Below are 22,120 nucleotides of genomic sequence, written 5' to 3'. Positions count from 1 at the left end.
GCCACATGCTAGTACCGATAGCCGCATCACACCCGCGCCCCAGGAGCCGCGTACCGGTGGACCGTGCGCAAGGATGGTCGGATGCGGATCGTGGTTCTGACCGGGGGGATCGGCGGCGCCCGGTTCCTGATGGGCGTGCGCGCGCATGCGCGGCGTATCGGAGCCGACGTCACGGCGGTGGTGAACGTCGGCGACGACGTGCGTCTGCACGGCCTGCAGATCTGCCCCGACCTCGACAGCGTCATGTACACGCTGGGCGGCGCGGCGGACCCCGAACGCGGCTGGGGGCGGGTCGGCGAGACCTGGGTGGTCAAGGAGGAGCTGGCGAAGTACGGCGCCGAGCCGACCTGGTTCGGCCTGGGCGACAAGGACACCGCCACGCATCTGGTACGCACCACGATGCTCAACGCCGGCTACCCCCTGTCCCAGGTGACCGCCGCGCTGTGCGAGCGCTGGCAGCCGGGGATCGAGCTGCTGCCCGCGACCGACGACCGGCTCGAGACGCACGTGGTGGCGGATGTCGGCGGCGAGCGCAAGGCGATCCACTTCCAGGAGTGGTGGGTGCGCTACCGCGGCGACGTGCCGACGCACCGGTTCGTCTTCGTCGGGGCGGAGGCCGCGAAGCCCGCCGCGGGTGTGCTGGAGGCGGTGGCGGGTGCGGATGTGGTGCTCGTGGCGCCGTCCAACCCCGTGGTGTCGATCGCGCCGGTTCTCGCCGTACCGCAGCTCAAGGAGGCCGTGGTGGACGGCCCGGCGCCGGTCGTCGGGGTGTCGCCGATCATCGGCGGGGCGCCCGTGCGGGGCATGGCCGACCGCTGCCTGGCCACGCTCGGCGTCGAGGTGAGCGCGGCGGGCGTCGGCGCGCTCTACGGCGCCCGGTCGGAGCAGGGACTGCTGGACGGCTGGCTGGTCGACTCGGTCGACGACGGCACGGATATCCCGGGGGTACGCACGAGAGCGGTGCCCCTGTGGATGAAGGACGAGGACGCGACGTCCGCGATGGTCGCGTCCGCGCTGGAGCTGGCGGGGGTGGCTTGATGGACGGGCTGGAGATCCTGCCGGTGCGCGGCATCGGCGACGTGACCGCCGGGGACGACCTGGCCGAGCTGATCACCCGCAACGCGCCCTGGCTGCGCGACGGAGACGTGCTCGTGGTGACCAGCAAGATCGTGTCGAAGGCCGAGGGCCGGCTGGTCGAGGTGCCCGCGGACGGCCCGGAGCGCGAGGCCGCCCGGGCGCGGGTGCTGGCTTCGGAGACCCGGCGCGTCGTGGCGCGGCGTGGCCCGACGGCGATCGTGCAGACCCACCACGGCTTCGTGATGGCGGCCGCGGGCATCGACGCGTCCAACGTGGACAAGACACATCTCGTGCTGCTGCCCGCGTCGCCGGACGAGTCGGCCCGCCGGTTGCACGCGGCGCTGGCGGCGCGGGGCCTGCACGTGGGCGTCATCGTCTCCGACACCATGGGCCGCACCTGGCGCAACGGGCTCACCGACGTGGCCCTGGGCGCGGCCGGGATCGCGCCGTTCCGGGACCATCGCGGCGAGATCGACCCCTACGGCAACGAGCTCCAGCTCACCCAGATGGCGGTGGTCGACGAGCTGGCCGCGGCGGGCGAGCTGGTGAAGGGCAAGTGCGACCAGGTGCCGGTCGCGGTGGTGCGCGGCTATCCCGGCGCGGGAGCCGCGGAGACCCCCGGCGCGGAGATTCTGGTCCGCGACGCTGCCAGCGACATGTTCTCCCTCGGTACGGCGGAAGCCCACGCCGAAGGACTGCGCACGGCGGCCGCCCTGCCGGAGGCCGCCACGGATCGGCCGGCGAGCGCCGCGGCGGTGCAGCGGGCGATCACGACGGCGGGGCTCGACGGCGCGGTGGCGGTGCCGTCGCCGCAGACGCTGCGGTGCACGGCGGTGGACGCGAGCCCGGCGGGGCTGATGCGCTTCGGCGCCGACGTGCAGCGGCTGAGGTCGGCGCTGGCGGCGGAGGGCCTGGCGTCCGCGGTGGCCTTCGACGAGACCGGCGCGACGATCGCCGTCTCGGAGGCCGCCCCATGACCCTCTTCGACGACACGTTCAGGGTGGTGTCCGGCTGGCAGCCCACGTCCGAGGCGGCCGCGGTGGCGCGCAAGCGCACGGTCGAGCTGCTGGGCGCCGGTCCGGTGGCGTTGACCCGGGCGCACCGGCCGGGGCACGTCACGGCCAGCGCCCTCATCGTCGACGAGCGGCGCCGCGTGCTGCTGTGCCTGCACGGGCGGCTCGGCCTGTGGATGCAGGTCGGCGGGCATTGCGAGAGCGGGGACGCCACCCTCGCGGCGGCCGCGCTGCGGGAGGCGACGGAGGAGTCGGGCATCGCGGGGCTTCGCCTCGACCCGGAGCCCATCGACGTGGACGTGCACGCGGTGCGCTGCGCCCCGGCCGACGGGCAGCCGGCCGAGGCCTCCTGGCACTACGACGTCCGCTTTCTCGCCGTGTGCCCGGCGGGTGCGGTGGAGCAGATCAGCGACGAGTCGGCGGACCTGGCGTGGTTCACCGCCGACGCGCTGCCGTCCCCGCTGGCGAGCGGCGTGGTGCAGCAGCTGGCCCCGGCGTTCGCCCGGCTCTGAGCCCTCAGATGTAGGTGAGCTCGCCCTTGTCCTTGAGCTCGTCGACGATGGACTTGACCTCCTGGGCCCGGTCGCGGGGGCAGACCAGCACGGCGTCCGGCGTGTCCACCACGATCAGGTCGCGGACACCCAGCGCCGCCACGAGCCGGCCGGAGTTGGGCACGACCACGAGGTTCTCGGCCTCGCGCAGGATCACGCCGGGCTTGGCCAGCGCCTCCTTGCCGACCACGACGTTGCCCGCCTGGTCCGACGCGAGCACCTCGCCGAGGGTGTGGAAGTCGCCGACGTCGTTCCAGCCGAAGTCGCCGGGGACCGTGCCGACCCGGCCGACCGCCGCCGCGCCCTCCATCACCGCGTAGTCGACGGAGATACGCGGCAGCGTCTGCCACACCTCGCCGAGCACTTCCTCGCGGGCCGGCGAGTCCCAGGCCTGCGCGATGCGGGAGATGCCGGCGTGCAGTTGCGGCTGCTGGCGGGCGAGCTCGTTGAGGAACACGTCGACGCGCCAGACGAACATGCCCGCGTTCCACAGGTAGTTGCCCGAGTTGACGTAGCCCTCGGCGACCTCGTACGAGGGCTTCTCCTTGAACTCCTCGACCCCGAGGACCGCGCCCTCGCCGACCGGGCCGCCGCACTGGACGTAGCCGTACCCGGTCTCGGGGCGGGTGGGGGTGATGCCGAGCGTCATGAGCAGGCCCTTGCGGGCGCCGTCCATCGCCTGCTCGAGGACGCCGATGAAGCGTTCGCCGTCCGCGATGAGGTGGTCGGCGGCGAAGGAGCCCATGACCGCTTCCGGGTCGTGCCGGGCGATGACCGCCGCGGCCAGGGCGATGGCCGCGCACGAGTCGCGCGGCGACGGCTCGACGAGGATGTTCTCCTCCGGTACGGCGGTGAGCTGACGCGACACGGCGGCCGCGTGGGCCACGCCGGTCACGACGAACACCTGGGACGGATCGGCGAGGGGCAGCAGCCGGTCCACGGTCGCCTGGAGCAGCGACGCCTCGGTGCCGGTCAGCGGGTGCAGAAACTTGGGGTGACCAGCCCGGGACAGCGGCCATAGACGAGTACCACTGCCACCTGCGGGAATGACGGCGTACAGCCCGCCCCGATTCTCACTCATGTGCACGGAGTGTAACGAACTTTCACGCCGCCACGCGGTTCCAGGTGTTGACATGCACCTCGGCGCTGGACGACCAGGTGAACTCCTTCGCCCGGTCGAAGCCCGCCTTCGCGAGGGTGAGGCGGCGCGGCTCGTCGTGCAGCAGGTCGGCCAGGTCGGTGGCGATCCGGTCCGGGTCCTCGGTCGTGTACGCCACCGCGTCGCCCCCCACCTCGGGCAGCGACAGCCGCGGCGTGGTCAGCACCGGAGTCGCGCACGCCATCGCCTCGAGGATCGGCAGGCCGAAGCCCTCGCCGAAGGACGGGTAGCAGGCCACGAGCGCGCCGCCGAGGAAGCCGGGCAGGTCCGCGTACCGGAGGTAGCCGGGACGCAGCAGCCGCAGGTGCGACGGCACCTCGGCCACCGCCCGGTCGATGTCGTCGTCGTGCCCCTGGCCACCGGCGATGACCAACGCCGGCGGGCGCGGCCAGTCGGCGACCGCGCGGGCCCAGCCGCGGATCAGGTTGGGCACGTTCTTGCGCGGCTCCTTGGCGCCGAGGAAGGCGACGTAGCCGGAGTCGCCGAGGCCGAGCCGGGCGCGGACCCGGGCCTTCTCCTCGTCACTGGGCGCGTGGAAGGCCCCCTGGTCGACGCCGTGGTAAGCCACGTCGATGCGGGTCGGGTCGGCGTCGAGCAGGCGGATCAGCTCGTCGCGCGTCGCCTTGCTGGGCACGATGACCCGCGCGGCGCGCCGCAGCGAGGTCTTGATGGCGCTGCGGAAGAAGGTCCGCTTGGTGTTGTCGTAATGCTCCGGCTCGGTGAAGAAGGTCGCGTCGTGCACCGTGACGGTCACCGGGCAACCCGCCCGCAACGGGCACGTGTAGAACGGCGAGTGCAGCACCTGGGCGCCCACCTGCTGAGCCAGCAGCGGCAGCCCGGTCTGCTCCCAGGCGAGACGGGCGGGACGGTGCGCGATGGCGGCGGGCCCGGCGATGACCTCGGCACCGGTCAGCATCCGGGAGTAACGCTCCGCATCCGAACGCTGCGCGACCACGGCGAGGTTCACCCGGTCGGGCCCGATCGCGCCGAGGGCACCGAGCAGGCCGTCGACGTATCTCCCCACCCCGCCTCGATCGGCGGGGACGCTGGTGGCGTCGACGAGGACTCGGGGCGTGCGACCGGCGGTCACGTGGCAACTCCTCACATCTGTGGGCCAGACCACTGGCAAGGGTACGCCGCTCGATGCCTCCTCTGCCGCCCGCGACGCCCCTTGGACACCTGCAAGTTCGGAGGTCTTTTCCCGGGTAGCCGAGCCGATACACCACCGTCACTGTCAGTAATCCGACTATCGTCGGAGAGGATGAACGAGACGATCCCGGCTGCCCTCGCGGCGGCGGTCCGCAAGGACCCGACCACTCCCCTGCTGACCTGGTACGACGACGCGACCGGAGACCGCACGGAGCTGTCCGGCGCCACGATGGACAACTGGGTCGCCAAGACCGCGAACCTGCTGGTCGACGGCTTGGGCCTGGGCCACGGCGACACCGCCGCGGTGCTGCTGCCGCCGCACTGGCAGACGGCGGCCATCCTGCTCGGCACTTGGACGGCCGGTCTCGCGGTGCCGCGTGATCCCCAGCCGGTGGATGCGCTCTTCGCGTGGCCGGACACCGTCGAGGCGGCCTCCGCCTGGTCCGCCGGCGACCGCTACGCGACCGGCCTGCTACCGCTCGCCATGCCCCTGCGCCCGCTCCCGCCCGGTTTCGTGGACTACACCGTGGAGGTTCGCGGCCACGGCGACCACTTCAGGTCTGTCCAGCCGGTGAACCCGGAGGACCTGGCGCTGGGCGAGGCGACGCACCGCCAGGTCTCCGCCGCGGCCATGGCCCGCGCCGCCGAGCTCGGCATCGAACCGGGCGGCCGCGTCCTGATCGACGCTCGCGCCTACCCGGACCCCGCCGACTGGCTGCTCGCGCCGCTGTACGCCGGCGCCAGCATCGTGCTGTGCGGGAACCTGGAACCGTCGGCGGTGGAGAAGCGGGTCGCCTCCGAGAACGCCACCCTCACCCTCGCCTAGCGGCGTACTCCTCGAAGGCGGTCAGGGACTCGGGGTTGGCGAGGGCGCCCTTCGCCGCCGCCCGATCCGCCGGGGTGCCGGTGAGGATGCGTTTCACGGGCACCTCGAGCTTCTTCGCCGACAGGGTGCGCGGCACCGCCCGTACCTGATGGATCTCGTCGGGGACGTGCCGCGGCGACAGCGCGGCACGCAGCTCCCGCCGGATCCGGTCGCGCAACACGTCGTCCAGCTCGAGGCCCTCGGCGAGCACCACGAACAGCAGCAGCTCGTCCTGCTCGTCGAGGTGGACGACGACCGAGTCGGCGATCTCGTCGATGCCCTCGACCACGGAGTAGAACTCGGCGGTGCCCAGACGCACCCCGCCGCGGTTCAGCGTGGCGTCGGACCGGCCGGTGATCACGCAGGTGCCGTCCTCGCCGATAGTGATCCAGTCGCCGTGCCGCCAGACGCCCGGGAACACGTCGAAGTACGCCTCGAAGTAACGCCGGCCGTCAGCGTCGTTCCAGAACCCGACCGGCATGCTGGGCATCGGCGCCGTGATGACCAGCTCGCCGAGCTGCCCCACGACCGGCTTCCCCTCGGGATCGAACGCCTCCACCCGCGCGCCCAGGGCCCGGCACGAGATCGCACCCTCGACCACGGGAAGCAGGGGCGCGCCACCGACGAACCCGGTGCACACGTCGGTACCACCGGACAGCGACTGCAGTTGCGGCTTGTCCCCGAGCACCTCGTAGATCCACCGGAAACCCTCCGGCGGCAGCGGCGCACCGGTCGAGCCGACGCCGCGGATGACGTTCGCGGGCGGCCGCACCCCGGCTTTGCGGCAGGCCAGGATGAACGGTGCGGACGTACCGAAATAGGTCACCCCGGCGTCGGCGGCGAGCCGCCAGAGCGCACCCAGGTCGGGGTGTCCGGGGTTGCCGTCGAACAGCACGATCGCGGCGCCGACCGCGGGCCCCGAGACCAGGAAGTTCCACATCATCCAGCCGGTGGTGGTGAACCAGAAGAAGCGGTCGCCGGGCCCGAGATCGTGGTGCAGGGCGAGCATCTTGAGATGCTCCAGCAGGATCCCGCCGTGACCGTGGACGATCGGCTTCGGCAGCCCGGTCGTCCCCGAGGAGTACAGGACGTAGAGAGGATGGTCGAACGGCACCGCGGCGAAGGTCAGCGGCTCGTCACCGTCGAGGCTGTCCCAGTCTCCCTGGTCACCGAGGTACGGAATGGTGATCAGGTGCTCGACGCTCGGCAGCGCGTCCCGGATCGCCGCCACTTCGGCACGCCGGTCGATCGCCTTGTCGCCGTAGCGGTAGCCGTCGACCGCGACCAGCACCCGCGGCTCGATCTGCGTCCACCGGTCGATCACACTGCGCGAACCGAACTCCGGCGCGCACGAGGAGAAGACCGCCCCGAGGCTCGCCGTCGCCAGCATCAGCACGTACGTCTCGTGGATGTTCGGGGCATAGGCCGCGACCCGGTCGCCCGCCCCGACGCCGAGGCGACGCAGCCCGGCGGCGACCTTCCGGACCTGGTCGCGCAGCTGCCGGGCGGTGAGGGTGACCGGCTCCCGGGTCTGCGAGTACGCGATGACGACCGCATCGTCGTCGCCGAGGCCCGGCATGCGCAGCACGTGCTCGGCGTAGTTGAGCGTGGCACCGGGGAACCACCGCGCCCCCGGCATGCTCGCGTCGGCCAGCGTCGCACCGGGCTCGCTGTGGGCGATGACCTCGAAGTAGTCCCAGATCGCCCGCCAGAACCCGGACAGATCGGTGACGGACCACTCCCACAGCCCGGCGTAGTCGACGACCTCCACGCCACGCTCGGCGCGCAGCCAGGCGAGGAAACGCCCCATCCGGGAGGTTTCAAGAACATCGGCCGGCGGGGTCCACAGCACTGTGCCCGTACTCATGCCGCCACCTTAATGGTCATTCAGCCGCGCGTCCTGAATCGCTTTGCGGCGGGCCAGCCGATGCTCGCGACGGATGATGGCCTCCCGGAACCGCCGCTCATCCTCCGAGGTCTCCGGAACGACAGGCGGCACGGCCCGCGGATGCCCGGACACGTCCACCCCGACGAACACCAGGTAGGCGGTCGCCACGGTGATCGGATCGCCGCCGGCGGTGTCCCACCGCTCCGCGGTCAGCCGTACGCCCACCTCCATGGAGGTACTCCCGGCCCAGTTCACCTGCGCGTACGCATGCACCAGATCACCGGTGTGCACCGGCTCGACGAACACGATCTCGTCGATCGCGGCGGTCACCGCGGTCCCGCCGCTGTGCCGGGCCGCCGCAGCCCCCGCCACATCGTCGACGAACTTCATCAGAACCCCGCCGTGCACGGTCCCGTACAGGTTGACATCGATCGCGCTCATGATCCGGCTCAACGTGACGCGCGAGTGCGAGGTGGGCCGCCCCACCGGCTGGTCACTCATGCCCGTTACGTTAATTCCTGCCGGTTGCCGCACCCGGGTACGGTCCGACCGTGCGCCATCTACGGTCGATCCTGTACGCCCTGATCCTCGCCCCGGCGGCGTGGATCCTCTGCGGCGTCGGCTTCGACGAGAACCTGACGGGACGAGCCCGCGACAACGGCGGCATCGAGTCCCTCACCGGGGTGCTGCTGTTGCTGCTGGCCGGCATGGCGTACGCGATCCTGCTCTTCGCCCCGATCTCCCCGGCCGGACCGCTCCTGGCAGGCCTGGGCTTCCTAGGGGTGGGCGCCTGGGCCCGCATCGCACCAGGCTCCTATGCGAGCGTCTGGCCGGCGGACGTGACCAAGGACGGCTTCAACGTCAGCACCCCGGGCTACGGCCTGGTGGTCCTGCTCGCGGTCCCCCTCATATGTACGGCCTTGAGCGCCCGCCGATGGGCGGCCTACGAGCCGCCGCAGGTCGTACTGATCGGCACACTCGGCCGTGCCCGGGGTGCAGCCACAGCGCCGGGCACCCCGATGGCAGCCGAACCGACAACGGTCTTCCCCGCGCCGCCGTTCCCCCACCAGCGCCCACCGGCCGACGAAGAGGAGAAGACGACGCTGCTAACGGCGTTGTTCCCGGCGGCGCAGGCGTCGGAGGAGCCGACCAGGGACGTCGCCCAGTCGGAAGAGGCGACCCGAGATGTCGCCGCGTCCGAGGACCGGACGACGCTGCTCCTGGGGGGTGATCAGACTCAGCTCCTGGGCGTTCCGGGATCCGGCGCTCCGGGATCCGGCGCTCCGGAGTCTGGCGCTCCGGGGTCTGGTGAGGAAACGACCGTTCTGCCACCGGTCGGCGAGGCCGCCGCGGCTGAGGGGGCGCCCGCGGAGGCAACGACGAAGTCGATGTCGATCCTCGGCGAAGAGCGCCCGGATCCCGCCCAGGACCCGACGACCCGCCTCGCCCCGGTCAACCCGCCCGACAAGACGCCGGGCGAGGCGACGACCCAGTCGAGCAAGACGACGGTGGCGAACGTCGAACGCCCGGCGGACGAGGCAGCGGACGACACCCGGCCGCTCACCCTGCCGGCGCCCCGCCGACCGAGCGACGACGAACCGACGACTCGCCTCTGACGCAGCCGTTGATAGTGTGCGGGCTCGATCGGGGGTGACTAGCTCATGCCGGGACGAGGCCGGGCACATGGCGACGGCGGCGAGGGATCCGGTTCCTCGCCATCACGACCCCGCGGAGGCGCGGCCGGGGCCCGGAGCGTGCATGAAGCCCAGGAGGCGACCGCCGAGGAGGCCCGGGCGGGACGCCCAGGAGCCGGCGGGCGAACCCCGCAGACCGACCCACTGATCACCCAGACGACAGGGCACCTGGGTGGAACTCCGGAGGGTCGCCCGACGCGCATCGACCCCAATCAGAGGGCGGAGGCTCGCCGCTCGCTCGACAGGGAGAACTCGGGAGCGCAGATTCTCGCCGCCCTGGGATACCGGGTGACACAGAATCCCACCCCAGACGAAGTCCTCAGGGCGAGGCAGATAACGGGCGACGACGGCGATCCGTCCTCCCGCCCGGACTACCTCGTGGAGGGCCGAGTGTTCGACTGCTACTCGCCGGCGACCGACACCGGGGTGCGTAGTGTCTGGACTGAGGTCCGGAAAAAGGTCAGACGTGATCAAACGCAGCGCGTGATAGTGAATCTGGAGGACTGGGGTGGGGACCTGACCACGCTCCGCCAACAGTTCGGTGACTGGCCGATCGACCGGCTGAAAGAGGTCAAGGCGATCACGCGAGACGGTGACATCGTGCAGATCGTTCCCGAGCCCTAAAACGATGGAGAGCATGGCGCATGGCGCTCGAGTATGAACTGACCCTGGCCGGAGAAACCCCCGTGGAGCAGATCGCCGAGCGGGCGCTGCCGGACCCTTCGGAACGCCCGACCGGAACCCCGCCCTTGCTCTCGGCCGACCTCTACGAACGGTACGGCTTCGGCGTCACCGTCCTCGCCGATGACGACGGCTATCTGGAGGTCCGAGCGGACCAGGGCCGGTGGGAGTGGGAGCCGGCATCGAACGTCTCACTGACCTTCCGCATGGACAAGGACGCCGCGCCGGAATGGACCGTGATCAACATGTTGACGGTCATCCGTCGCGTGCTGTCCACAGGTCCCGAAAATGCGGCGTTCATCCTGAACGGCAACGAGCTGTTGTTCACCCGATTCGACGGAACGCTCGTCAAGCACAACCACGCCGACTGGTGGAGCAGCTACCCGGGCGCAGACGACCTCATCACGCAATAGGCGCACCCCCTTGGCGCTCGAGTACCGGGTGGTCCTCGCGGCCGGCACCGCCGCCGAGGAGGTGGCTCAGCGGGCGATACCCGACGCCGCCGACCGCTGGACCGGCTCGCCTTCGTTTCTTTCCGTGGCTCTGTGGGACCGGTACGGATTCGAACTCACCGTCCGCTCCGGCCGTGAGGGCTACGTCGAGATCGAGGTGGACGGCGGTATACAGGTGTGGGAGCCCGAGTCCTATGTGTCATTGACGTTCCGGATGGACAAGGACGCCGACCCCGACTGGAACGTGCCGAACATGCTGACCGTCGTTCGCCGGGTGCTGGCATCCGGAGCCGAGGATGCGGCCTTCACCTTCGACATCGACATCCTTCTGCTCACCCGCTTCAAGGACGTCATCGTCAAGTTCGACAGGGACTGGTGGGCGAGTTCCGCCGAGGTGGACCAGCTCGTCGCGTGCGTCACGGCGGGCGAAGATCAGGCGAAGGTGGCTCCTGTGAAGAGCCGTCGGCCTCTGGCGTGACACTCAGAACCGCGGGAGATGATCTGCCGGGGAGGTCCGCAGCAGCCAGGCCAGAGGAATCTGCGCAACCTGCTCGTAAATCCCGTCCGCGCCCAGACGGTGCAGGGTCACCGTCAGAGCGACGTCACGGCCGACGGTCCAGTACTGCGGGATGCCGGCTGCTGCATACTCGGCAACCTTCGCTACCTGATCGATCTCCTCGGAGCCGCGTGACACGATCTCGATCACCAGAAGGAGGTCGGCAACCGGGAGCCACACGGCACCCTCTTGCGGCTTCGCCCACACCGTGAGGTCGGGAATCCGCCCGCCGTGGCCCTCGGCCCCCGGGATACGAATGCCCGCCACTTGCATGACCTGGTCGAGGGGCACTCCAGCGGTGATCAGCCAAGCCATGAGACGAGAGGCGATGACGGCGTGCTCACTGTCCGGGAGCGGCACGACGGAGAGGACACCGTCAGGACTGGTTTCGTAGCGGCGACCATGCGTATCGGCGCATATCATGGCGGCCAAGTCATCGAGCGTGATGACGCCATGGTAGTACCGCAACCGCACGAGTGGTGGTCAACCTCGGTGACTGGCGTGGTGACCTGGCCGCCCTGCGCAACAATTCGCCGCTCGCCGATCACAGCGCTCAAAGAGCTCAAAGAGCTCAAGGTCATCCCCCAGGGGATGTCGTCCCATTGCCTATCCATCAAGGAAACGACTGAGGCAGGCATGGCGATCGAGTATCGACTGACCCTTGCCGGCACCACGCAGTTCGAAGGCGTTGCAGAGCGCGCACTGCCGGACCCTGGCGAGCGCCCTGTCGGGACCGGGTCACCCCTATCAGTGGATCTCTTCAGAGATCTCGGATTCGCCGTCTTCGTGGCGACGGGGCGGAACGGGTACCTCGACGTGGAGTCGGACGAAGGCCCCTGGGAATGGGAGCCCGACTTCTATGTGTCGGTGACTTTCCGCATGGACAAGGAAGCCGACCCGCAATGGAAGGTGGCGAACATGCTGACGGTCGTCCGTCGTGTGCTCGATACCGGCTCCGAGGACGCAGTCCTCGTCCTCAACGGCGACTACGTGTTGCTCACCCGGTTCGGCGGCGAGCTCGTCAAGCACCGCCGCGAGGGCTGGTGGACGAGCTACGCCGCCGCCGATTCCATCATTCCGGGATAGCTCAGTCCTTCAGGAGCTGGCGCGCCATGACGATGCGCTGGACCTGGTTCGTGCCCTCGTAGATCTGGGTGATCTTCGCGTCGCGCATCATGCGCTCCACCGGGTAGTCGCGCGTGTATCCGTACCCACCGAGGATCTGGACCGCGTCCGTCGTGATCTCCATGGCCGCGTCCGATGCGAAGCATTTGGCCGCCGCGCCGAAGTAGGTCAGGTCCGCGTCTCCGCGCTCGCTCTTGCCGGCTGCCACGTACGTCAGCTGGCGGGCTGCCTCGAGCTTCATGCCCATGTCGGCCAGCATGAACTGCAGGCCCTGGAAGTCGGCGATCGGCTTGCCGAACTGCTTGCGGTCCTTGGCGTAGCCGAGGGCGAAGTCGAGGGCTCCCTGGGCGATGCCTACGGCCTGCGCCGCGATGGTGACGCGGGTGTGGTCGAGGGTCTTCATCGCCGTCGCGAAGCCGGTGCCTTCTTCGCCGATCATGCGGTCCAGGGGGATGCGGACGTTGTCGAAGTAGACCTCTCGGGTGGGGCTGCCCTTGATGCCCAGCTTCTTCTCCGGTGCGCCGAAGCTGACGCCTTCGTCGGACTTCTCCACCACGAAGGCCGAGATGCCGCGGGAGCGGGCGGTCGGGTCGGTCACCGCGAACACCGTGTAGTACTCCGAGACGCCCGCGTTGGTGATCCAGCGCTTGACGCCGTTGAGCACCCAGTAGTCGCCTTCGCGGACCGCGCGGGTGGTCATCGAGGCGGCGTCGCTGCCCGCTTCGGGCTCCGAGAGGCAGTACGAGAACATCGCCTCGCCCGCTGCTACCGGGGTGAGGTAGCGCTCCTTCAGTTCGTGGGAGCCGGAGAGGATGAGGGGCATCGTGCCGAGCTTGTTGACCGCCGGGATCAGGGAGGAGCTGGCGCAGGCGCGGGCCACCTCTTCGATCACGATGGCGGTGGCGAGGGCGTCCGCGCCGGCTCCGCCGTACTCGACCGGGATGTGCGGTGCGTGGAAGTCGGAGGAACGCAGGGCGTCGTACGACGCCTTGGGGAACTCCCCGCTCTCGTCCGCTTCGGCCGCGTTCGGCGCCACGCGCGCATCGCAGATCTCGCGTACGGCTGCGCGGATCGTCTCGTGGTCCTCCGGCAGCTGGTAGACGTCGAACTCAGACATCAACTGTGGCCCCTTCTCTGCAGCCTCCGGACGGGCGGCTCCCGCACTATGTTACCGACGCGTAGGGTACGCGCACTATCCTCGCCCGGGCAGCCGTTGCGACGTCATGAGAAGGTGTTTGCCACGTAACGGCGCCGGACCCCCCACCCTGCGCCCCGTGTGACTGGAGTTCACAGCGTGACGATCCCGTACCCGACCACCCAGACCGTACCCGCGTTTCCCGAGGTGGAGGTCCCTTCCGGCGCTCCCCGGCCGCGGCTGGCGTTCCTCGGGACGGGCTATCTCGGTGCGACGTACGCGATCTGCTTCGCCGAGCTCGGCTACGAGGTGCTGGGCTTCGACGTCGACGAGGCGAAGATCGCCAAGCTGGGTGCCGGGCAGGTGCCGTTCCACGAGCCGGGGCTCGACGAGCTGTTGCGGACCAACCTGGCGTCCGGGCGGCTGCGGTTCACGACGTCCTACGAGCAGGTCGCGGACTTCGCCGACGTGCACTTCATCTGTGTGGGCACGCCGCAGCGTGCTGATGGCATGGGCGCCGATCTGGCGTACGTCGAGGCGTCGGTGACGAACCTGGCCCGGCACCTGAAGCGCCGGGCGTTGATCGTGGGCAAGTCGACGGTTCCGGTCGGTACGGCCGAGTGGGTCGAGCAGCTGGTGGCCAAGCACACCGACCCGGAGCTGGGCATCGAGGTGGCGTGGTCGCCGGAGTTCCTGCAGGAGGGCTTCGCGGTCGAGGACGTGCTGCGCCCGAACCGCATCGTGGTGGGCGTGAAGACCGAGTGGGCCAACGGCATGCTGTACGCGGCGCACAAGGGGGTCTTCGACCTGGCCGCGACCGAGGACCGCGAGGTGCCGCTGGTGGTGACCGACTTCGCCACGGCCGAGCTGGTGAAGGTCGCGGCGAACGCGTTCCTGGCCACGAAGATCAGCTTCATCAACGCGATGGCCGAGGTGTGCGAGGTGGCCGGCGGGGACGTGACCCAGCTCGCCAAGGCGATCGGTTACGACCCGCGCATCGGTAACCGCTTCCTGCAGGCCGGCGTCGGTTTCGGCGGTGGCTGCCTGCCCAAGGACATCCGGGCGTTCCAGGCGCGGGCGCAGGAGCTGGGTGCCGGGGAGGCGCTGCGGTTCCTGCACGAGGTCGACCTGATCAACCTGCGGCGCCGCACGAAGGTTCTGCAGCTGGCCGCCGAGCTGCTCGGGCGCCGGCCCGGGCCGGCCGGGCCCGACCTGTCAGGCACCCGCATCGCCGTGCTCGGCGCCGCGTTCAAGCCCAATTCCGATGACGTACGCGACGCGCCCGCCCTCGCCGTCGCCGCGGCACTGGCCAAAGCCGGCGCCGACGTGCACGTGTACGACCCGCAGGGCATGGAGAACGCGCGCGCGGTGCAGCCGGCTCTCACGTACCAGACCTCCATGAACGACGCGGTCGCCGGCGCCGAACTGGTGTGCGTGCTCACCGAATGGGCGGAGTTCCGCAACGCGGACCCGCAGGCGCTCGGCGAGCTGGTCGCCGGCAGGCGGGTCATCGACGGCAAGAACTGCCTGGACCCGGTCCTGTGGGCCCGCGCCGGCTGGCAGTATCGGGGCATGGGCAGGCCGACGCCAGCCCTCTGAAGCATGACCGTTTTCCGGCCGCGGCCGCGAACCTGCCGGGTTCGCGGCCGTTTCCATTGATCTCGACCCGCTTGGGACTGTTCTAATGAGGTGTCGGAAGGGCATGCTTCGGGTGGGGCGGGTCTAGGAGGTGCCGTGGCGCAGGCTCAGGAGCCGGACAGCTACGACGAGGAGTTGGCCCGCATCGACGCGTCGATCGCGGAACTGAAGATCCGCGACATGGCGGCGGCCAAGGAACGCACCACGATCGCCAGCAAGATCCAGGCCGCGCAGTTCCAGCGGGACATCCTGGCGCACGCCAACCAGCAGCGGAAACGCGCCGCCAAGCCGGTCCGGAAGGTGCGCCGGCGCCCGGCCGAGGCCGCCGAGGGTCGGCCTTCGTGGTCGCCGCCGGGCACGCCGTACACCGGTGCGCCCGGTGTGGCCACCGACGGCGTGACCGTGCTGGTCGACGACCCGCCGCCCACCGAGGAGCCACCGCCGGCCCCGATGCCGCCACCGCGTCGGCCGCGGGTCGCGCCGCTCGCGCCGGAGCATCCGCCGCCGCATCCGCCGGAGACCTCCTCCCAGTCGGTGCAGAACATCCTGCTCGGGCTCAGCGCCCTGGTGCTCGGCGTGGCGGCGGTCGTGTTCGCCGGCGCCGCCAGCAACGCGGTCGGGCGCGCCTTCATCCTGGCGATCGGGACCGGCATCGCCCTCGCGGCCGCGCCCGCCATCTCGCGTCGCGGGCTGACGTCGACCGGTGAGACCTTGGCCGCGGTCGGCCTGGTGCTGCTCCCGATGACGCTGTACGCGTTGCACGGCAGCCCCGCTCTGGGCGGCTCCTCGGTGCCCTCCCCGGTATTCCTCGGCTTCACCCTGCTCATCACGGCGGCCGCGGCCTTCGTGTACGCGGGGATGACCCGGCTCGCCGCGCCGCGGTATGCCACCGTCGTGGCCGTGCAGCCGGTGCCGCCGCTGCTCGCGTACCCGATGATCGAGAGCCCGGCCGGATGGGCGGTCGCGTTGACCGCCGTGGCCCTCATCGACCTGCTGTTGCTGACCACCGTCATCCGCCAGGGGCGGCTGGTGCCGCGCTGGCCGGTGGGCCGGCCGGTGGCGGGCGACCGGGAGTCGCTGGCCGAGGCCGACGCCCGTGACATCGGCGCGCGCGACTTCGAGACCCGGCACGATCCGGCCGATCCGGGCTCCTACGACCCGGCCGTGCGCAGCGACCCGGCCGATCCGGACGCGGCCGACGCCACCTACGGCACGCCGGACCGTCCCGAGTCGCGGCCCGAGGAACCCGATCTCATCATCGACGGGCTGACCGGCCGGCGCCGCTGGCGCTGGCTGCCCACCCGCATCTTCCCGGGGCCGCGCCCGGCCGGTGCGCCGCCCGCAGGGTCCGTGCCGCTCGCGCCGCCTGCCACCCCGCCCTCCGCGGGCTGGCTGCGCCAGCTGACGTTCGGGCTGCTCTGCCTCGCCGCGGCCGGGGCCCTGCTGTACGCCGGTGCCGGGCTGCTGACGGCCGACACCGTGCCGGACGCCGTGCGCTCCGGGCTGATCCTGATCCTCGCTGCCGTGACCGCTTCGGCCGCCGCGCGGCTGACCGACCAGATCACCGCCAGCAACATCGCCGGCGCGGTTCTGACCCTGGCCGTCATCGCCGCCTGCGCGCGCATCGCCGACGTCGCCTCGCCCGCGTGGACGCTCGCCGCCGCGGCCGCCGCCGTCGCGGTCACCGGCGCGGTCGTCCGCATGCTGCCCGACGAGGTGCGCCGCGGCCCGCAGTACGCGTCCGCCGCCGCCCTGACCCTCATCGGCCTGTTCGTGGCGGTGGACGCCCTGCGCGCCGCCCTCGCGCCGGTCCAGGCGGCCCGCCCGGTGTGGCACGCCGACACCGCCGCGTACGCGGGCCGGATCGCGCAGGCGGCGGGTGAGTCGGGCTGGCTGCTCGCGCTCAGCGCCCTGCTCCTGACCGTCGCGGCCGCGCTCGCGCTGCCCTCGGAGTACCGCCGCGAGGGTGCGGTCATCGGGGTCGCGCTGACCGCGCTCGCCGTGCCCGCCTCGCTGGGTCTGCCCTGGTCGGAAGCGCCCTGGCCGCTGGTCGTCGCCGCGATCGGCATCGGCGCGGCGGGCCTGCTCGCGCCGACCCGCCGGGTCGCGGTCGCGCACATCGCCGCCGCCGGGGTGGTCGGTGCCTTCGGCTTCGGCGCCGCGCTGAGCGCGTCGTGGCTCACCGCCGCGGTCCTCACCGCGCTGGCCGGCGCGGGCGTCATGGTCGCGGTCGCGGCCCGGCAGATTCCGGTACGCCTGTACGCGTGGCTCGTCGGCGACTGGGCCTCCGGGGTGGCCGCCCTGGCGATCCCCGGCGCCGTGACCACCGCGGTGCTCGCCGTCAACGACCCGGGTGGCGGGCCCCCGGCGACCGAGGGCGTCACGGTTCCCGCGCTGGCCCTGGGCTTCCTCGCCGTCGCCGGCACCCTCACGTACGCGGCGGTCTTCCAGGTGGCGCGCCGCGAGGTCAGCGTCCCGATGACCGCCGGGGCCGGGCTGGGCGCCATCGCCCTCGCCCTGGCCGCGCTGCTGTCGCCCGGCTCGACGGCAGCCGACATCTGGGTCGGCGCGTTGCTGCTGGTCGCGGCCGGCCTGCTGTTCTTCGCCAAGTCCCTGGACAACGGCCGGCGCGCGGACCGGATGCTCGACGGCCCGGACATCGCCGCCGCGGCGGCCACGGTGGCCGTCTGCGGCGCCATGGCCCGGGTCACGGCCCTGGCGTTCCCGGACGCGCCGCTGGCCGTCGGGGCCGTCGTGGTGCTGATCGTGGCGTTCGGCGTACGGGCGCTGCCGGAGGACTGGCGCCGCGGCCCGGTCCGTGGTGTCGGCCTGGCGGGCCTCGTGGTCGCCGCGATCGCCGGCTGGCAGGCGCTGGCCGATGGTCTGCGCATCATCGCCGCCCCGGGCCCGATCTGGGCGTCCGATGTCAGCGGCTACCCCACCAGCGCCCCGCCCGGCGCGTGGCAGGCCCCGTTCGCCCTGCTCATCATCGCCGTGGCCGCCACCACCGCGCTCCCCCGCCCGGCCCGGTACGACGTCAGCGCGGTCTGCGTCGCGCTCGCCACGGTCGCCGCGCCCGCCGCCTTCGGACTGCCCTGGTGGTCGCCGCTGCTGATCGGCGGCGCGGTCACCATCGGGTACGGCGTCGCGGCCGTGTCCGCCGTCGACCCCCGGGCCGCCGTCTCCCGTGCCGGGGTCGCCGCGGTGGTGGCCCTGCACGCGGCCGGCGCGGGTCTCATCCGGCCCTGGTCGACGGCGGTAGCGCTGAGCATCATCGTGCTCACCGGCGTCCTCGTCGCCTGGCTGGCCCGCACCGACCTGACGTCCGCCGCGCGGCTCGGCTGGGCGGAACGGGCGGAGGCCGACGAGATCCTCGCGTACACCCTCGACGACACCGGCATGCCGCGGCACCGCGCGCTGATCGGCGGCGCCGCGACCATGGGCGCGCTGCTGGCGGCTCCGGGCGTGCTCGCCGCGGTCGCGGCCGACCAGGGCCGTACGGCGCAGGTCGTGCTGACCGCCGCGCTGGCCGGGTCGAGCCTGATGCTGGCCCTGCTCGCTCTCGCGGGCCGCTCGATCCCCCAGTACCTGCCGTGGGCCACGATCGGCCTGGTCGGCGGGGCCACGGTTACGGCGCTGGCCTCCGTGCCCAGCGACTACCCCACCGCCCTGTACGCCGCCGCGGCGGCGCTGCTCGGCGTCGTCGCGGAGCTGCTGCGCGGCGCGGTGCCGGCGCCCGGACTCACGCTGGCACCCCCGCACACGTGGCGGGAGGCGCGCGTGACCGGTCGGCGGCCCGGCCTGCGACCGAGCGGCCTGCGCGGCCGCTGGCTCGTCGACCCGGCCACCGGCGCGGTCGTCGTCGCGGCGCTGCCGACACTCCTCGCCCTGGTGTCGATCGCCCCGGCCCTGCGCGCCGCCCTCGTCGACCCGCTCGGGCAGCTCTCCGCGATCTGGGACGGCCCGATCGACGCGCTGACGCATCCGGCCTCCGGCAGCGTCGACGGCACCAGCGTGCTCGCCACCGTTCTGCTCACCGTGGCGGCCGCGCTGGCCGCGCTCGGGTTCGGCGGCAAGCCTGCTGAGGCCGTACCGGTGATCCTGCCCGGTCTTGCGATCACCCTGCTGATCGCGCCCATCGCGCTGGATGCGCAGTGGCCCGCGTCGACGTCGGCCGCGCTGGTCGTCTTCACGATCTCGATGCTGGGGCTGGCCCTGACCCCGCCGCCGGTGGCGACGCGGGCGACACTGCTGCGCTACACCCGGGCCGTCGTGTTCGTCATCGGGCTGCTCGCCGGGGGCGCCGGGCTGGCCGGCAGCCTCGCGACGCAACGGCTGACGCTGTTCACGCTCGGCTGCGCGATCGGCGTCGGGTTGGTCGCGGCGATCGCGGGCAAGAGCCGCCACGCCCGGGTCCTGGGCTGGCTGTTCGCCGCGCTGAAGGGCCAGTTGTTCGTCCTCACCGTCGCGCTGGTCGCCGGCCTGACGCCGGAATGGGCGGCGTTCGGCGTCCTGGCCGTCGGCGCGGCGCTGCTGACCCTCGAGGCCGCGCTGCCGCGACTCGGCCTGCCGGAATACCGCGTCGAGGCGACCACCGTGGAGTGGAGCGGCTACGGGTCGGCGCTGCTCGCGGGGGCGCTCGCCTACAACTCACCGTCGCACCTGGCGGCCCTGCTCGCGGCGTGGGGCGCGGTCCTCGGCCTCGCGGCGACCCGCCCGGGCCGGAGCCCGAACCAGCGCCGCAACCTGTTCTGGCTGGCGGTCGGCTTCGAGGTCATCGGCATCTGGCTCTTCGTGGCGCTGGCCGACGTGGCGCTGCCGGAGGCGTACACGCTGCCGTTCGCGGCGTTGGCGCTGCTCGTCGGCATCCTGGAGGCCCGGCAGCGGCCCGACCTGAGCAGCTGGGCGGCGTACGGGCCGGCGCTGCTCGCGGCCTTCGTCCCCACGACCGGCCTGGTGATCGCGACGGAGGCGGGTGACCTGCGGGAGCTGCTCCTGCTGCTGGGCGCGGTGGCGACCCTGATCGTCGGCTCCCGGCTGCAGCAGCAGGCGCCGGTGGTGATCGGCGCGGTGGCGACGGCGGTGGCGACCCTGCACTTCGCCACGACATTGGTGGGCCCATGGCTGGTGCTGGTGCCCGTCGGGGTCGTGCTGCTGTTCCTCGGGGCGACCAACGAGAACCGCCGCCGCACCCAGGAACGCCTCCGGGGCGCCCTGGTGCGGATGCGCTGAGCGGCGCCGCCCCCGGGCCCCGCTGTTGCGCCGCTTCTGCCCCGCGCGCCTCAGCCGAGCAGGCGCCGGCGCAGGGCCTCGTCCTTCTCGGCGACGACCTGCTCGAGGTTCGCCTGGAACGCCTGCATCTTGTTGAGCAGGCCCGGGTCGGAGGCGGCCAGGATCCGCACCGCCAGCAGCCCGGCGTTACGGGCGCCACCGATCGACACGGTGGCGACCGGCACGCCGGCCGGCATCTGCACGATCGACAGCAGCGAGTCCATGCCGTCGAGGTACTTCAGCGGCACCGGCACCCCGATCACCGGCAGCGGCGTGAGCGCCGCGACCATGCCTGGCAGGTGCGCCGCCCCACCGGCACCGGTGATGATCACCTTGAGGCCCCGGTCGGCGGCGGAGCTCGCGTAGTCGACCATCTTCTGCACGGTGCGGTGCGCGGAGACGACACCGACCTCGAACGGCACCTCGAACTCGGCGAGGGCGAGCGCCGCCGCCTCCATCGTGGACCAGTCCGAGTCACTGCCCATGATCACGCCGACGGAGGGTGTCATCACTCGCCTTCCTGCAGCCGGCGGGCGGCGCGGACCGCCCGTGCGCGTACCGATGCCATGTCGTCACCGAGCACCGTGACATGCCCGATCTTGCGTCCGGGGCGCACCTGCTTGCCGTACAGGTGAACCCGAACCCCCGGGTCGGCGGCGAACAGATGATGCAACCGCTCGTCGATCGGCATCCCCCCGGGCGGCCCACCCAGCACATTCGCCATCACCACGGCCGGCGCGGTCAGCGAGGTCTCGCCCATCGGATAGTCCAGCACGGCCCGCAGATGCTGCTCGAACTGAGAGGTACGCGACCCCTCGATCGTCCAGTGCCCCGAGTTGTGCGGCCGCATCGCCAGCTCGTTGACGACCAGCCCGGCCGGAGTCTCGAACAGCTCGACGGCGAGCAACCCGACGACACCGAGCGCGTTGGCGAGATCGATGGCGAGCTGCTGAGCCTCGAGCGCACGCTCCTCGGACAGGCCGGGCGCCGGGGCGAGAACCTCGACGCAGATGCCGTCGCGCTGCACGGTCTCCACGACCGGGTAGGCGGCGACCTGGCCGAACGGGGACCGGGCGACGAGGGCGGCGAGCTCGCGCTGCAGCGGTACGCGCTCCTCGACGATCAGCGGGGTGCCGGTGGCGACGAGCTCCTCCGCGGCGGCGGCGTCGGGGAGCATCCAGACGCCTCGGCCGTCGTAGCCGCCGCGGACCGCCTTGGCGACCACCGGCCAGCCGGTCTGCTCGCCGCCGCTGCCGCTGTCTTTCCCGCTGCCGCTGCCGCTGGCCTTGTCGCTGCCTGTGCCGCTGTTGTTGGTCTTGTCGCTTACGCGGGCTTTGTCGCTTCGGCGGGCCGCGGCGACTTCGGCGGCGAAGTCGGCGATGTCCGCCGCGGTCGACACCGGGCGCCAGCGGGGCACCGGCGCGCCCAGTTCGGAGAGCCGCTCGCGCATCCTCTGCTTGTCCTGAGCGAAGACGATCGCGTCCGCACCCGGGTAGATCTTCACGCCCTCCGCCGCCAGCGTGGCGATGTGCCCGGTCGGCACATGCTCATGATCGAAGGTGACGGCGTCGCACCCCTTGGCGAACTCCCGCAGAGCGGCAAGATCGGTATGCGTGCCGATCCGCACATCGGCGGCGACCAGGGCGGCGCTGTCGTCGGGCGACACGGACAGCACGCGCAACGACTGACCGAGGGCGATCGCGGCCTGGTGGGTCATCCGGGCGAGCTGGCCGCCGCCCACCATGCCGACAACGGGAAGGCCGGTTCGAGTATCCATCGCGGGGCAAGCCTATCGACCGCCTTTTCCCGCTGGTGAGGCGGCTGGCATCGCCCGCTTCCTGGGACAGGATCTTGCGCGGTCGGTTT

19 protein-coding genes are annotated in these 22,120 nt (G+C 71.9%); 11 read left to right on the top strand and 8 right to left on the bottom strand.

Features of this window, described 5'->3' with window-relative positions; translation table 11 throughout:
- Nucleotides 1-81: 81 nt before the first annotated feature.
- Genes cofD through AB0J80_RS17560 form a run of 3 tightly spaced genes read left to right on the top strand, consistent with a single transcriptional unit; the run spans nt 82 to nt 2,602 of the window.
- Nucleotides 82-1,038, top strand: a complete 957-nt coding sequence (cofD, locus tag AB0J80_RS17570; protein ID WP_364705717.1) for a 2-phospho-L-lactate transferase — start codon at nt 82-84, stop codon at nt 1,036-1,038.
- Complete coding sequence (locus tag AB0J80_RS17565; protein ID WP_364705715.1) at nt 1,038-2,054, top strand: coenzyme F420-0:L-glutamate ligase; 1,017 nt, start codon at nt 1,038-1,040, stop codon at nt 2,052-2,054. The genes cofD and AB0J80_RS17565 overlap by 1 nt, the downstream gene beginning before the upstream one ends.
- Entirely contained in the window at nt 2,051-2,602 is a 552-nt protein-coding gene (locus AB0J80_RS17560; protein WP_364705713.1) for an NUDIX hydrolase, read from the top strand. The genes AB0J80_RS17565 and AB0J80_RS17560 overlap by 4 nt, the downstream gene beginning before the upstream one ends.
- 4 nt (nt 2,603-2,606) lie before the next feature.
- On the opposite strand, the gene AB0J80_RS17555 is transcribed toward AB0J80_RS17560, so the two are convergent.
- Together AB0J80_RS17555 and AB0J80_RS17550 are read right to left on the bottom strand one after the other, a co-directional pair.
- A complete protein-coding gene (locus AB0J80_RS17555; RefSeq protein ID WP_364705711.1) occupies nt 2,607-3,722 on the bottom strand; it encodes a sugar phosphate nucleotidyltransferase in 1,116 nt (371 codons plus the stop codon).
- A gap of 22 nt (nt 3,723-3,744) precedes the next feature.
- Nucleotides 3,745-4,890: a glycosyltransferase family 1 protein gene (locus AB0J80_RS17550; RefSeq protein WP_364705710.1), complete on the bottom strand. Its 1,146-nt coding sequence runs from the start codon at nt 4,888-4,890 to the stop codon at nt 3,745-3,747.
- A 171-nt stretch (nt 4,891-5,061) separates the two neighbouring features.
- Between AB0J80_RS17550 and AB0J80_RS17545 the strand changes: the two genes are divergently transcribed.
- Nucleotides 5,062-5,775, top strand: a complete 714-nt coding sequence (locus tag AB0J80_RS17545; RefSeq protein WP_364705708.1) for a TIGR03089 family protein — start codon at nt 5,062-5,064, stop codon at nt 5,773-5,775.
- Here AB0J80_RS17545 and AB0J80_RS17540 read toward each other — a convergent pair.
- A complete protein-coding gene (locus AB0J80_RS17540) occupies nt 5,762-7,681 on the bottom strand; it encodes an acetoacetate--CoA ligase (RefSeq protein ID WP_364705707.1) in 1,920 nt (639 codons plus the stop codon). The genes AB0J80_RS17545 and AB0J80_RS17540 overlap by 14 nt on opposite strands.
- A 9-nt stretch (nt 7,682-7,690) precedes the next feature.
- Nucleotides 7,691-8,203 carry an acyl-CoA thioesterase gene (locus AB0J80_RS17535; protein WP_364705705.1) on the bottom strand — a complete coding sequence of 171 codons (513 nt, stop codon included), beginning with the start codon at nt 8,201-8,203 and terminating at the stop codon, nt 7,691-7,693.
- 50 nt (nt 8,204-8,253) lie between these two features.
- On the opposite strand from AB0J80_RS17535, the gene AB0J80_RS17530 reads away from it, so the two are divergent.
- The 4 genes from AB0J80_RS17530 to AB0J80_RS17515 all read left to right on the top strand — a co-directional run bounded on the left by AB0J80_RS17530 (nt 8,254) and on the right by AB0J80_RS17515 (nt 11,007).
- Nucleotides 8,254-9,318: a hypothetical protein gene (locus tag AB0J80_RS17530; RefSeq protein WP_364705704.1), complete on the top strand. Its 1,065-nt coding sequence runs from the start codon at nt 8,254-8,256 to the stop codon at nt 9,316-9,318.
- Nucleotides 9,319-9,597: 279 nt separating this feature from the next.
- On the top strand, nt 9,598-10,020 hold the full coding sequence (locus AB0J80_RS17525; RefSeq protein ID WP_364706297.1) for a hypothetical protein: 423 nt from the start codon (nt 9,598-9,600) through the stop codon (nt 10,018-10,020).
- Between the two features lie 20 nt (nt 10,021-10,040).
- Nucleotides 10,041-10,490 carry a SitI3 family protein gene (locus tag AB0J80_RS17520; protein WP_364705702.1) on the top strand — a complete coding sequence of 150 codons (450 nt, stop codon included), beginning with the start codon at nt 10,041-10,043 and terminating at the stop codon, nt 10,488-10,490.
- Between the two features lie 10 nt (nt 10,491-10,500).
- On the top strand, nt 10,501-11,007 hold the full coding sequence (locus AB0J80_RS17515; protein WP_364705700.1) for a SitI3 family protein: 507 nt from the start codon (nt 10,501-10,503) through the stop codon (nt 11,005-11,007).
- 3 nt (nt 11,008-11,010) lie between these two features.
- On the opposite strand, the gene AB0J80_RS17510 is transcribed toward AB0J80_RS17515, so the two are convergent.
- Complete coding sequence (locus tag AB0J80_RS17510) at nt 11,011-11,559, bottom strand: Uma2 family endonuclease (RefSeq protein WP_364705699.1); 549 nt, start codon at nt 11,557-11,559, stop codon at nt 11,011-11,013.
- 18 nt (nt 11,560-11,577) lie between these two features.
- Here AB0J80_RS17510 and AB0J80_RS17505 point away from each other — a divergent pair, with 18 nt between their 5' ends.
- The gene (locus AB0J80_RS17505; protein ID WP_364705698.1) at nt 11,578-12,171 is read left to right on the top strand and encodes a SitI3 family protein; all 594 of its coding nucleotides are present in this window, start codon (nt 11,578-11,580) and stop codon (nt 12,169-12,171) included.
- A 1-nt stretch (nt 12,172) separates the two neighbouring features.
- On the opposite strand, the gene AB0J80_RS17500 is transcribed toward AB0J80_RS17505, so the two are convergent.
- Nucleotides 12,173-13,327, bottom strand: coding sequence for an acyl-CoA dehydrogenase family protein (locus tag AB0J80_RS17500; RefSeq protein WP_364705696.1), 1,155 nt, complete (start codon nt 13,325-13,327; stop codon nt 12,173-12,175).
- A gap of 177 nt (nt 13,328-13,504) precedes the next feature.
- Between AB0J80_RS17500 and AB0J80_RS17495 the strand changes: the two genes are divergently transcribed.
- Nucleotides 13,505-14,944, top strand: coding sequence for a UDP-glucose/GDP-mannose dehydrogenase family protein (locus AB0J80_RS17495; RefSeq protein WP_364705694.1), 1,440 nt, complete (start codon nt 13,505-13,507; stop codon nt 14,942-14,944).
- Nucleotides 14,945-15,079: 135 nt separating this feature from the next.
- Complete coding sequence (locus tag AB0J80_RS17490) at nt 15,080-20,215, top strand: hypothetical protein (RefSeq protein WP_364705693.1); 5,136 nt, start codon at nt 15,080-15,082, stop codon at nt 20,213-20,215.
- A gap of 50 nt (nt 20,216-20,265) precedes the next feature.
- Here the strand turns inward: AB0J80_RS17490 and purE are convergent, their stop codons facing one another.
- On the bottom strand, nt 20,266-20,763 hold the full coding sequence (purE, locus tag AB0J80_RS17485) for a 5-(carboxyamino)imidazole ribonucleotide mutase (protein WP_364705691.1): 498 nt from the start codon (nt 20,761-20,763) through the stop codon (nt 20,266-20,268).
- The gene (locus tag AB0J80_RS17480) at nt 20,763-22,031 is read right to left on the bottom strand and encodes a 5-(carboxyamino)imidazole ribonucleotide synthase (RefSeq protein WP_364705689.1); all 1,269 of its coding nucleotides are present in this window, start codon (nt 22,029-22,031) and stop codon (nt 20,763-20,765) included. Before AB0J80_RS17480 ends, purE begins: the two co-directional genes overlap by 1 nt.
- Between the last annotated feature and the right edge of the window lie 89 nt (nt 22,032-22,120).

The organism is Actinoplanes sp. NPDC049548 (assembly GCF_040676695.1).
In the GTDB taxonomy this organism is placed as follows: domain Bacteria; phylum Actinomycetota; class Actinomycetes; order Mycobacteriales; family Micromonosporaceae; genus Actinoplanes.
This window is presented reverse-complemented; position numbering and strand designations above follow the sequence as displayed.

Excerpts from the sequence above, each read along its gene's own strand:
- purE (WP_364705691.1), bottom strand. The coding sequence starts at position 20,763 with ATGACACCCTCCGTCGGCGTGATCATGGGCAGTGACTCGGACTGGTCC.
- AB0J80_RS17500 (WP_364705696.1), bottom strand. The coding sequence starts at position 13,327 with ATGTCTGAGTTCGACGTCTACCAGCTGCCGGAGGACCACGAGACGATC.
- AB0J80_RS17545 (WP_364705708.1), top strand. The coding sequence starts at position 5,062 with ATGAACGAGACGATCCCGGCTGCCCTCGCGGCGGCGGTCCGCAAGGAC.
- AB0J80_RS17540 (WP_364705707.1), bottom strand. The coding sequence starts at position 7,681 with ATGAGTACGGGCACAGTGCTGTGGACCCCGCCGGCCGATGTTCTTGAA.
- cofD (WP_364705717.1), top strand. The coding sequence starts at position 82 with ATGCGGATCGTGGTTCTGACCGGGGGGATCGGCGGCGCCCGGTTCCTG.
- AB0J80_RS17535 (WP_364705705.1), bottom strand. The coding sequence starts at position 8,203 with ATGAGTGACCAGCCGGTGGGGCGGCCCACCTCGCACTCGCGCGTCACG.
- AB0J80_RS17480 (WP_364705689.1), bottom strand. The coding sequence starts at position 22,031 with ATGGATACTCGAACCGGCCTTCCCGTTGTCGGCATGGTGGGCGGCGGC.
- AB0J80_RS17520 (WP_364705702.1), top strand. The coding sequence starts at position 10,041 with ATGGCGCTCGAGTATGAACTGACCCTGGCCGGAGAAACCCCCGTGGAG.
- AB0J80_RS17560 (WP_364705713.1), top strand. The coding sequence starts at position 2,051 with ATGACCCTCTTCGACGACACGTTCAGGGTGGTGTCCGGCTGGCAGCCC.
- AB0J80_RS17555 (WP_364705711.1), bottom strand. The coding sequence starts at position 3,722 with ATGAGTGAGAATCGGGGCGGGCTGTACGCCGTCATTCCCGCAGGTGGC.
- AB0J80_RS17565 (WP_364705715.1), top strand. The coding sequence starts at position 1,038 with ATGGACGGGCTGGAGATCCTGCCGGTGCGCGGCATCGGCGACGTGACC.